Raw genomic sequence first — 364 nt, forward strand, 5'->3', positions numbered from 1 at the left:
CCAAGGAATATAAATGAAAAAACCTTTTTATAAACTTAAAAGATTTTATATACCTTGTGGTTTACTTATAGCTTTTGTTATCTTTATAAGCTTAGCTTATCGCCCTTTAGAGCTTATCTTTTGGGATAAGTATTATTATGAAAAAGAAAATCAAATTAGAAAAGAGATATCTAAATTATTCTGGAGCAACGAAGAAGAATTCAAAAAAGTTTTTGTAGAACAAAACTTAAATCAAGAATTAAAACTTAATCAAAAAGAACTATTAAATTATATGCATAATTTTAAAAAAGATTTTAAATTTATGCAAATTTTAGGTTTAGACAATGCTTATTTGGTAGCTCTTAAAAATAAGGATGTATTATTT

General features: G+C 22.8%; 1 pseudogene. It reads left to right on the forward strand.

Features of this window, described 5'->3' with window-relative positions:
- Nucleotides 1-13: 13 nt before the first annotated feature.
- Nucleotides 14-364, forward strand: a pseudogene (locus CAMP5082_RS08320) (hypothetical protein); the annotation flags it as partial.

Source organism: Campylobacter sp. LMG 17559 (genome assembly GCF_024723605.1).
Lineage (GTDB): Bacteria > Campylobacterota > Campylobacteria > Campylobacterales > Campylobacteraceae > Campylobacter_D.